This is a genomic window from Actinosynnema sp. NPDC023658, from assembly GCF_040639995.1.
In the GTDB taxonomy this organism is placed as follows: domain Bacteria; phylum Actinomycetota; class Actinomycetes; order Mycobacteriales; family Pseudonocardiaceae; genus Actinosynnema.
Window position 1 is genome coordinate 1 of the sequence record NZ_JBFAAX010000193.1, and the last position, 10,218, is coordinate 10,218.

Here is a 10,218-nt window from a genome sequence, read left to right on the forward strand (position 1 = left end):
GTGATCCGCGGGTTCGAGGCCAGCACGCGGGCCGCGAGGGCGTCCAGGCCCGCGATGTCGGCCAGGTCGGCCACCAGCGCCTCCACCCGCACGCCGCGGATCCGCGCGGCCACCGCCGCCAGCCGGTCGGCGTCCCGGTCAACCAGCACCAGGTCGCTGCCGCGCCGGGCCAGGCCGTGCGCCAGGTGTTCACCCATGCCGCTCGCGGCGCCGGTGACCACCGCCGTGCCGCCCGCGAACCGGTAGCGCGAGAGCTGGGACATGCGGCCTCCTCGGAACGTCGGTGAGGGCTCCAGTCTGGCCCGGCGTGAGCGGCTCGGCTTGACTTCACGCGACAGAGATTTGACTTTGCACGACACCCACGCCCGCCGACCGACCCGTCCGCGTCAGGCGCCGCGACGCACGGCGCTCGGCGTGAGACCCCACCACCGGCGGCAGCAGCGGCTCAGGGCGGACTGCTCGGACAGCCCCAGCAGGCCGGCCACCTGGCTCATCGGCATGTCGGTCGTGGTCAGGTACCGCTTCGCCGCCTCACGCCGCACCTCGTCCAGCACGGCGGCGAACGTGGTGCCCTCGGCGGCCAACCGGCGCTGCACGGTGCGCGGGTGCAGGTCGACCAGCCGCGCGACCGCGCCGACCTCCGGCGGCATCGTGCCCAACGACCGGGTCAGCAGGCCGCGCACCCGGGCGGTCAGCGTCGTGCCCTCACCCGCCGCCTGCTCCGCCAGGAACGCCAGCGCGAGCCGCCACACCCGCTCGTCACCGCCCGCCAACGGCTGGTGCAGCAGGGCGCGCGGCATCCGCAGCAACGGCGCGTCACGTCCGGTGTGGACGGTCACGCCGAAGAAGTCCTCGTACACGGCCAGGGGCGCGGTCGGCGTGTACGGCAGCTCCACGCTCCGCAGCCCGTACGGTCCGCCGAGCAGGTAGGTGATCGACCGGTGCAGGAACCCGAGGCCGAGGTCGACGGCCTGCACCGACAGCGGCAGGCCCGGCGGCGGGCCGTAGTGCAGCGCGGCGAGGTCCGGCCCGCCGTACGGGTCGTCGACCAGGGCCAGGCTCACCGACCGCGCGTGCACGAACAGGTACCTCGACGTGCACTCCAGCGCGTCGGCCACGGTCGGTGAGTTCTGGATGGCCAGCGCCAGCGGGCCGAGCATGCCGAAGTCCTGCCGCGCCGCCACCCGCAGGCCCAGGTCCGGGCAGCGCAACGCGTCAGCCGCGATCTCCAGCACCGCCGCCACCACCCGGTCGGACACCAGCAGGTCGTCCACGTCCAGCGCGGCCACCGGCAGCCCCGCCGCGCGGGCGTAGTCCTCGGCCCGACCGCCCAGCTCGGCCACGGTCGCCCGGAACCCGCGCAACCCCGCCGACCGGACCACCGACATGTCGTACAGGGTCAAATACTTGTCGTCCCCGGTCAAGAACCGCGCCGGCCGCTCCAGCACACTGGAGCCCATGACCACTCCCGAGCACCTCGACGTCGTGATCGTGGGCGCCGGACTGTCCGGCATCGGCGCGGCCTACCGGCTGCGCACCGAGTGCCCCGGCAAGTCCGTCGCGATCCTCGAAGCCCGCGACGTCATGGGCGGGACGTGGGACCTCTTCCGGTACCCCGGCATCCGGTCCGACTCGGACATGTTCACCCTCGGCTACCCGTTCCGGCCGTGGCGCGAGGCGAAGTCGATCGCGGACGGCCCGTCGATCCTGACCTACATCCGGGACACCGCGGCCGAGTTCGGCCTCGACCGGCTGGTCCGCTACCGGACCAAGGTGCTGGCTGCGGACTTCTCCACCGACACCGCGCGCTGGACGCTGACGATCGCCCGCCGCGACGAGGGCGGCGCGGTCACCGAGAGCACGATCACCTGCGACTTCCTCTACTCGTGCACGGGCTACTACAACTACGACCAGGGCTACGACCCGGTGTTCCCGGGTATCGGGTCGTTCCGCGGCGAGGTCGTCCGGCCGCAGTTCTGGCCGGAGGACCTGGATTACTCGGGCAAGCGGGTGGTGGTCGTCGGCAGCGGCGCGACGGCGGTGACGCTCGTGCCGTCGATGGCCGAGACCGCCGCGCACGTCACGATGCTGCAGCGCTCGCCCACGTGGATCGGCGTCGTGCCCGGCCGCGACAAGCTGGCCGACAAGGTCCGCGAACTGCTGCCCGCGGGCGCGGCCCACCGGCTGATCCGCGCCAAGAACATCCTGTTCGGGCTCGCGTTCTACCAGTTCTGCCGACGCTGGCCGAAAGCCGCGCGCAAGGTGCTGACCGGCTTGTCGACCAAGGTGCTCAAGGACGAGAGCGCGGTCCGGGAGCACTTCACGCCCACCTACAACCCGTGGGACCAGCGGTTGTGCGCGATCCCGGACGCCGACCTGTTCAAGGCCGTCAACGCGGGCCGCGCGTCGGTCGTCACCGACCACATCGACGCGTTCACGCCCGACGGCGTGCGGCTGAGGTCCGGGCGGGAGCTCGCGGCGGACGTCGTGGTCACGGCCACCGGCCTGCAACTGCTCGCGTTCGGCGGGATCACGCCGAGCGTGGACGGGCGGCGGGTGGAGCTGTCGGAGCAGTTCATCTGGCGCGGCGCGATGATCACCGGGCTGCCGAACTTCGCGGTGTGCGTCGGCTACACGAACGCGTCGTGGACGTTGCGCGCCGACCTGACCTCGCGGCTGGTGTGCCGGGTGCTCAACCACCTGGACCGGCACGGCTACGCGTCCGTCGTGCCCACGCCGGACCGCGACCTGGCCCGCCGTCCGCTGCTGGACCTCGCCTCCGGCTACATCCAGCGCGCCATCGACGCGTTCCCGCGCCAGGGCGACCGCGGTCCGTGGCGGGTGCGGCAGAACTACGTGCTGGACGCGGTGTCCACGTTGCGCGGCGACCTGAGCCGGCAACTCGTCGGCACGCCGCGCTCGGCCGTGCGGCGGCCCGCGCCCGCCGGTCAGGGCCGGTAGCGCAGGCCGTTCACCACGAGGTCGAGCATGCCGTCGGCGGAACCGGCCAGCTCGCCCCTGGTCAGCGCGATGCCGGAGATGGTGGCCAGCACGTCCATCGGGTCCACGTCCGGGCGGTCGACGGCCCGCAGCAGCGTGACCACCGCCTCGGTGAGCAGCTCCTTGCTGTGCGCGAAGGGGTCGCCGCCCGACGCGATCACCGCCCGCAGCGCGTCACCCATGCCCTGCTTGGTCGCCATGTACTCGACGAACCGGTCCAGCCACGCCCTCGTCGCCTCGTACGGCGGCAACGCCTCCAGCAGCTCCGGCACGGCGTCGCACAGCTTCGCCAGCTCCGTGCGGTAGACCGCCTCCACCAGCGCCTCGCGGGTGGGGAAGTGACGGTAGAGCGTGCCGATGCCGACACCCGCGCGCTTGGCGATGGACTCCAGCGCGACGTTCGCGCCCTCGTTCGTGAACGCGTTCAGCGCCGTCTCGACCAGGCGGTCGCGGTTGCGCTGGGCGTCCGCGCGCAGCGGGCGGGACACGGTGCCTCCAGACGGGTGTGACGCACGACTCGATGCTAAGCGGAGGAACCTCCGGTTACTGTCGAACGTAACGGAGGAACCTCCGCTTGAGTGTACGACACGGACGGGGAACGACATGAGCGAGCGCATCACCACGCCGTTCGACGCGGAGTCCACCGCCGCGCAGGTGGTGGCGGGCATCGACCTGACCGGCCGCCGCGCGGTGGTCACCGGCGGCTCGTCCGGCATCGGCGTCGAGACGGCGCGGGCACTGGCGTCGGCGGGCGCGGAGGTCACCCTGGCCGTCCGCGACACCGCGGCCGGGCAGCGGGTGGCCGACGGGATCGGCGGCAAGGTCCGCGTCGCGCCGCTGGACCTGGCCGACCAGGCGTCCGCGGCGGCGTTCGTGGCCGCCTGGGAGGGGCCGCTGCACGTCCTGGTGGACAACGCCGGCGTGATGGCCTCGCCGGAGACCCGCACGCCGGAGGGCTGGGAGCTCCAGTTCGCCACCAACCACCTGGGCCACTTCGCGCTGACCACGGGGCTGCACCGGTTCCTGGCCGTCGAGGGCGCGCGGGTGGTGGTCGTCAGCTCCAGCGCGCACCTGATGTCGCCGGTGGTCTTCGACGACATCCACTTCACCGAACGGCCCTACGACCCGTGGGCGGCGTACGGCCAGTCGAAGACGGCGAACGTGCTGTTCGCGGTCGAGGCGAACAAGCGCTGGGCGGCCGACGGGATCACGGTGAACGCCCTGATGCCCGGTGGGATCAGGACCAACCTCCAGCGGCACGTGGACCCGCAGGCCATGCAGGAGCTGATGGGGCGGGCCATGGACGAGGGCTTCCGGCTCAAGACGCCGGAGCAGGGTGCGGCCACGTCGGTGCTGCTGGCGACGTCACCGCTGCTGGAGGGCGTCGGCGGGCGGTACTTCGAGGACTGCGCGGAGGCCCTGCCGAACGACGGCACCAACGTGATCAGCGGTGTCGCGGGCTACGCGCTGGACCCGGAGGCGGCGAGCCGGTTGTGGCAGGTCACCGAGCGGACGCTCGGGCGCTGAACCCGGCGACCAGGGCGACGACGGGCCGGTGGGCGCGGACCTGGTCCGGTGACCAGTCCCCGGTGGCCCGGTCGTGGGTGACGATCCGGTAGATCAACGCCCGCAGCAGCACCTGGTCCCACCCCGGCAGGTGCGACCAGCGGTCGACCAGGTCCGGCGGCGCGTCGTACCAGCACAGGCAGTCCACGACCGCGACCGCCGCCGCCCACGACGCCGGTCGCCAGTACGGCGGCCAGTCGATGACCGCGGGCGGCAGGCCCTCGGCGAACAGCACGTTGCCCGGCAGGTCGCCGTGCACCACCTGGGCCGGCAGGTCCACCGGGCGGCGGGCGGCGACGAGCGGTTCCAGCAGGTCCAGTGCCGGCCGGCTCGCCTCGACCGGCAGTTCCTCCCAAGCGACGCGGTCGCCGGTCGACCACGGGTCGTCGCGCAGGTCGAGGTACCCGGGCCGGGCCACGTCGCGCACGGCCTCGTGGAACGCGATCCCGGCCCGCAGCACGTCGTCCGGTCGGCCGACGTCCGCGGAGCCCGCCACGAACCGGCACGCCTCCCACCCGTCGGCCACCCAGTCGCCGGTCGCGGACCGCACCGGTGGCGCGACCCGGAACCCGGTCGACGCCGGCAGCCCGGCGAGCACGACGGCCCGCCCGCGCCGCTCCGGCGGGAAGTCCACCGGCTTGAGGACCAGCGATCCGGCCTGCCACGTCCCACCCCGGCCGCCCGGCAGCGGCACGGGCTCCGCGGTGGCGCCGAACGCGGCGAGCGCGGTGCGCGGCGGTCGGGGCACGGTCGGGATCGTAGGCAACCCGGTCGCGGCGCGCGGCGTCTTTTCCGCGGAGGGGGACACATGACGCAGGCGGTGACCGCACGTCGTGCCGGACCGGCGTGGGCGGGGTGGGCCATCGGGGTGCCGATGAACCTCGCCCTGGGCCTGGTCGGCTACTACCCGATGGTCTTCCTGTGGCTGTTCGGCGCGGCGGTCGCCCAGGAGTGGGGCTGGGTGTCGTACGACCCGACCCTGACCGACGACGGCTTCACCCCGATCGTCTTCGGCGTGGTGGTGGCGTGGCTGGTCTTCCTGCCGATCGTCGTCGGCCTCAACCACGCCGTCACCCGCTCCACGGCGGTGCGGCGGCTGCCCTACCGGGTGGTCGCCGCGCTGCTCGTGGTGGTGCCGTTCGCGTACGCGCTGGTCACGGGAGCGTGATGCCGGTGATCTCCGCGCACGCGCCGAGCAGGCGTTCCTGCACCTCCACGTCGTACGCGGCCGGGTTGGCGCGCAGCTCCTCGCGCCACTTGAAGTAGCGGCCGGTGACGGTGGCGGCGGGCTCGTCGCTCGTGGCGAGCCACACCTGGGTGTCCGCGCCCTGCGGCAGCTCGTCGGTGGCGTTCGGGCCGCCCATCCTGGTCTTGATCCAACCGGGGTCGACGGCGTTGCTCAGCACGTCCGGCCACCGGCGGGCCACCGCGAACGCCAGCACCACGTCCAGCAGCTTGGAGTCCGAGTAGGCCTGCATGCCGTTCCACGGCCCGCGCTCGTGCTGGAGGTCGTCGAGGTCGGCCACGCCCTGCGACTCCAGCCCCGAGGTGAGGTAGACCAGCCGCCGGGGCCGGGGCATGAGCGCGGTGAGCACGTACGGCGCGAGGACGTTGACCTGGAACAACAGCTCCAGGCCGTCCTCGGTGACGGTGCGCTCGGGCAGGCCGCCGCCGAGCCCGGCGTTGTGCACGACCACGTCGAACGGCTCGGCGGCGACCGCCGCGGCCAGCTCCCTGGTCCGGGCGAGCGACGAGAGGTCACCGACCACCACGCCGGCCGCGTCCGGCACGGCGGCCAGCGCCTCCTCGGCCCGAGCCGCGTTGCGCGCGTGCAGCACCACCCGGTGCCCGAGGGCGGCCAGCGTGGCCGCCGTCTCCCGACCGATACCGTCCGACGAACCCGTCACCAGAACGCTCACCATGCGCGGCACCCTACAGTGGGAGCGCTCCCAACCGCTCAGCCGACGACCTGCCAGCGGGCCAGCTGCGCGGCCGGCCACCCGGTGTTCCCGGTGAACCGCAGCCGCACGTACCGGGCGCGCGCGTCGGCGGGCAGGGTGACGGTGACCGAGTTGCCGGTGGCCGGGTCGAACACGTACCCGGTCGCGCCGAGCAGCGTGGTGAACGCCGAGCCGTCCGCGCTCGTCTCCACCGCGACGGTCTGGGTGCGACGGCCCCACGCCGGGTTAGGCGGCACGGCCAGCACCATCCGGCGCGGCGCGGCCACCGCGCCCAGGTCGACCTGGATCCACTGCGGGAACGCGTTGTTCGCGCTCTCCCAGTAGCTGTTCGGGTCGCCGTCGACGGCGAGGTTGCTGCTGTAGGACTGGGTCTGGCTGCTCTGGGTCGTCGGCCGGCCCGCCGCCAGGTCGCGCTCGACCGGCGGCGTGTCGGTGAGCACCGGTTTCGTCGGGCGCACGGCGGTCAGCGCGAGCTGGCCCTTGAGCATCCGGCCGCCGTCGCCGGTGAGCCGCAGGTAGTAGTCCGACGAGCAGCGCGTGCCGTCCTCGTCCAGCGCCAGGAAACCGGAGCCGACCGGGATGCCGGCCTGCGTCTCGGGCGTCTTGGCGATCTGGTTGGCCTCGTTGTACTCGTCGAACATCGAGATGTAGATGCCCTGCGCGCCCAGGCGGACCATGTTGTAGAACTGCCGCCACATGAAGTCGCCGTGCGCGCGGTGCCGGCGGGACAGGTCGCCGGGCAGCACGCACGGCTGGTAGTCGATGCCCAGCCGGTTGCACTCGGCCTGGTCCGGCGAGTTCACGTTGGCGTAGAAGTTGTCGGCGTCGGCCACGCTCCCGATCCGGCCGACCATCCACGGCGAGATCATGTGGAAGCTGCGGTAGACGCCGCCGAACCCGGGCCGAGAGTCCTCGACCTCGCGCCGCCAGTGCGTCGGCACGCCGCCGATGAGGTACACGCCCTGGCCCTTGAACCAGTCGACGACGTCCTGGCACTGCTGCGGGGTGAACGGGCGGCCCGGGTCGTTGAAGCCGAAGCCCCAGACGCACACGACCGGCTTGCCGTTCTGCCGCGCGTACATGGGGGAGGAGGTGTACGCCCGCATCTTGTTCGTCCAGTCGGCCTTGATCTCCGACTGCATGTTCGTCCAGTTCGTGACGTCGTACATGACGTAGAACTTCACGCCGTGCGCCTCGGCGGCCCGCCGGACGTGGGCGGTGACGGCGTCGCGGATCGGACCCTCGCCGCCGGTGGGGTTGAACCGCTGGAGCGCGGCGGTGTCGCAGCCGTACTCGCGCATCCACCGGAAGTGCACGTCCACGGTCGAGTAGTCGTAGTTCGAGAAGAGGGTCGCCGGCCGGCCGTCGCCGAGGTTGGCGAACGCCGTCGGGTACTTGGTCGGGTAGTCGGTCATGTCCGGCCACGCCATGAGCGCGTGGTTGGACGGCGACGGCGGCTGACCCCAGTTGTTGCTCCAGTGCCACCAGCCGTTGAGGGGCGAGTTGTCGCCCTGGGCCGCGAACCAGCCCTGGTAGCCGACGGTGATCTTGCCGACCACGTCGCCCGGCGGGCTCGCCGCGCTCGCCGGGCTGGACGTGGTGGCCAAGGCGGAGGCGGCCAGGGCCGACCCGAGGAATGTCCTGCGTGACAGGGGCACCGCACGCTCCTTCGTTGGAGGGACGGCATCAGCATGCAAGAAGTGAGCAGCACCACGCAATAATTTGACAAACCGGGATTCCGGTGAGGGACCGGGACGTGCGGTCAGACCAGCCCGGCCAGCAGCGCCGCGGTCTCGCGCGGGCGGACCAGGACCCCGAGGTGGCTGGTGTCGAGCGTGCGCACGTCGAACGGGTTGTCCGGCAGCAGCGCGTCGGCCTCGCGGATGAACCGGTCCTGCAACCCGATCGGGATGGACCGGTCGCCGGTCACGCGGACGTAGGTGTGCGGCAGGCGGGCCCAGGCGACCGGGTCGACCCGGTCCTCGCCGCCGTCCAGGCTCTCGTCCGGCTCCAGGGTGTTGAGCGCGGCGAGGAACTCCGCCTCCGTGCCGTCGGCCAGGACCGCGGTCTTCAGCGTCGCCAGCAGGGCCGGGTCGCCGGTGCGCCAGTTCATCCGCAGCACGCCCAGCTCGGCCGGGCCGCCTGCGAGCAGGCCGGTGCCGAGGTCGTTGAGCGCGCTCGGCGCCCACTCGGGCTCCCGCGTGTACCCGCCCGAGGTCAGGTCGACGCAGCACCACGCGGTCAGGTACACGACCCGGTGCAGCAGCTCCGGGACCGCGTTCGCCACGCCGGTCACGGTCATCCCGCCCCGGCTGTGGCCGACCAGCACCACCGGACCGTGCTCGCCCGCCCGGCGCACGACGTCGATCACGTGCTCGACGTTGTCGGCGTGGCTCGCGCCACGGAGCGCGGCCGGTGCGGTGGCCAGGGCCGCCGCGTCCTGCGGTGCCTGGTAGGCCGCCGGGAACGTGGCGTCGAAGCCGTGCCCGGGCAGGTCGACGGCGAGCGCGCGGTGGCCGAGGAGGGTCAGCTCGCGCAGCAGGGGCGAGAAGTGGAACGAGTTGGCGTTGGAACCGTGCACGAAGACGAAGACCGCGTTCATGCCCGGATCCTCACACCCGGCCGTGACCGGGCCAGCAGCACGCCGCCGATCACGATCGCGCCCCCGACCAGGGTGTTCCACCCGATGGGCTCACCGAGCAGCACCACGCCGATCGCCGTGGACCACAGCGGCGTCACGAAGGTGACCGTGGACGCCACCGCGGGCCCGGCCGCGCGGATCACGTCGAGGTTCAGCACGTACGCCAGCCCGGTGCCCGCCACGCCGAGCACCACCAGCGCCACCGCGGCCGACGTCCCCGGCCACGACGGCAGCCCGCCCGCCACGGGCGCGACCACGGCCAGCTGGAGCGTCGCGCAGGTGATCTGCACCGCCGACAACGCGCTCGCGCTGTGGTCGCCGCCGGAGAAGAACCGGCGGGTGTAGGCGAAGCCCGCGCCGTAGCAGGTGATCGCGGCCAGGCAGGCCAGGCCGCCCCCGACGACGTCACCCGCCATCCCCTGCCACGCGCCCAGCACCACCAGCACACCCGCGAAGCCGACCACCAGCCCGCCGACCTGGGCCCGCGTGACCCGCTCGTCCGGCACGACCAGCAGCACGAACACCAGCGTGGCCAGCGGCGTGGCGGCGTTGAAGATCCCCGCCGGCACCGAGCCGATCAGCGTCTCACCGTGCGCGAGCAGCGTGAACGGCACCGCGTTCAGCAGCGCCGCGACCACCGCCGCGTGACCCCACGTGCGCCGGTCCCGCGGCACGGCCACGCCCTGCGCCAGGCACGTCGCCCACAGCGCGAGCGCGCCGAACAGGCAGCGTGCCGTCGCCACCCACACCGGGGGCACGCCGGCGTCCACCGCCACCTTGATCAACGCGAAGCTGCTGCCCCAGATGGCGGACAGCAGCACGAACTTCCCCGTGGTCTGCACCGGGCGAGGATCACTGGACCTGGCATGATGAGTCCAACAAGTGATCAACGCCTAGGCATGAGAGTTGTTCATGGCCCTGAACTTCGCGCAGCTCCGCGCGTTCCTCGCCGTCGTGGACGAGGGCGGCTTCGGCACGGCCGCCGAGGCGCTGGGCATCACCCAGTCCGCCGTGTCGCACGCCGTCGCCGCGCTCGAACGCACCCTCGGC

12 protein-coding genes are annotated in these 10,218 nt (G+C 72.9%); 4 read left to right on the forward strand and 8 right to left on the reverse strand.

The features are described from left to right. Together AB0G02_RS20195 and AB0G02_RS20200 are read right to left on the reverse strand one after the other, a co-directional pair. Positions 1–263: SDR family NAD(P)-dependent oxidoreductase (locus tag AB0G02_RS20195; RefSeq protein WP_360796526.1), on the reverse strand; the 263-nt coding region annotated here is incomplete at its 3' end. A 123-nt stretch (positions 264–386) separates the two neighbouring features. After that, on the reverse strand, positions 387–1,460 hold the full coding sequence (locus AB0G02_RS20200) for an AraC family transcriptional regulator (RefSeq protein ID WP_360796529.1): 1,074 nt from the start codon (positions 1,458–1,460) through the stop codon (positions 387–389). Here AB0G02_RS20200 and AB0G02_RS20205 point away from each other — a divergent pair. Next, entirely contained in the window at positions 1,459–2,961 is a 1,503-nt protein-coding gene (locus tag AB0G02_RS20205) for an NAD(P)/FAD-dependent oxidoreductase (protein WP_360796532.1), read from the forward strand. The genes AB0G02_RS20200 and AB0G02_RS20205 overlap by 2 nt on opposite strands. Here the strand turns inward: AB0G02_RS20205 and AB0G02_RS20210 are convergent. Beyond that, positions 2,949–3,488, reverse strand: coding sequence for a TetR/AcrR family transcriptional regulator (locus AB0G02_RS20210; RefSeq protein ID WP_360796536.1), 540 nt, complete (start codon positions 3,486–3,488; stop codon positions 2,949–2,951). The genes AB0G02_RS20205 and AB0G02_RS20210 overlap by 13 nt on opposite strands. A 115-nt stretch (positions 3,489–3,603) precedes the next feature. Here AB0G02_RS20210 and AB0G02_RS20215 point away from each other — a divergent pair, with 115 nt between their 5' ends. Continuing rightward, positions 3,604–4,527: an SDR family NAD(P)-dependent oxidoreductase gene (locus tag AB0G02_RS20215; RefSeq protein ID WP_360796539.1), complete on the forward strand. Its 924-nt coding sequence runs from the start codon at positions 3,604–3,606 to the stop codon at positions 4,525–4,527. Here the strand turns inward: AB0G02_RS20215 and AB0G02_RS20220 are convergent. Then, positions 4,502–5,314, reverse strand: coding sequence for a TIGR02569 family protein (locus AB0G02_RS20220; protein WP_360796542.1), 813 nt, complete (start codon positions 5,312–5,314; stop codon positions 4,502–4,504). The genes AB0G02_RS20215 and AB0G02_RS20220 overlap by 26 nt on opposite strands. A gap of 60 nt (positions 5,315–5,374) precedes the next feature. On the opposite strand from AB0G02_RS20220, the gene AB0G02_RS20225 reads away from it, so the two are divergent. After that, positions 5,375–5,734, forward strand: coding sequence for a hypothetical protein (locus AB0G02_RS20225; RefSeq protein WP_360796545.1), 360 nt, complete (start codon positions 5,375–5,377; stop codon positions 5,732–5,734). Here the strand turns inward: AB0G02_RS20225 and AB0G02_RS20230 are convergent. From AB0G02_RS20230 to AB0G02_RS20245, 4 genes are all read right to left on the reverse strand, one after another. Beyond that, positions 5,721–6,488 (reverse strand): SDR family NAD(P)-dependent oxidoreductase, encoded by a 768-nt coding sequence (locus AB0G02_RS20230; RefSeq protein ID WP_360796548.1) that lies wholly within the window; start codon positions 6,486–6,488, stop codon positions 5,721–5,723. The two genes, AB0G02_RS20225 and AB0G02_RS20230, sit on opposite strands and share 14 nt — an antisense overlap. Before the next feature lie 35 nt (positions 6,489–6,523). Continuing rightward, on the reverse strand, positions 6,524–8,185 hold the full coding sequence (locus AB0G02_RS20235; protein WP_360796551.1) for a discoidin domain-containing protein: 1,662 nt from the start codon (positions 8,183–8,185) through the stop codon (positions 6,524–6,526). A 104-nt stretch (positions 8,186–8,289) separates the two neighbouring features. Beyond that, entirely contained in the window at positions 8,290–9,129 is an 840-nt protein-coding gene (locus AB0G02_RS20240) for an alpha/beta hydrolase (protein WP_360796555.1), read from the reverse strand. Then, positions 9,126–10,010, reverse strand: coding sequence for a DMT family transporter (locus tag AB0G02_RS20245; protein ID WP_360796558.1), 885 nt, complete (start codon positions 10,008–10,010; stop codon positions 9,126–9,128). Before AB0G02_RS20245 ends, AB0G02_RS20240 begins: the two co-directional genes overlap by 4 nt. Positions 10,011–10,080: 70 nt before the next feature. Here AB0G02_RS20245 and AB0G02_RS20250 point away from each other — a divergent pair. Beyond that, positions 10,081–10,218: LysR family transcriptional regulator (locus AB0G02_RS20250; protein ID WP_360796561.1), on the forward strand; the 138-nt coding region annotated here is incomplete at its 3' end.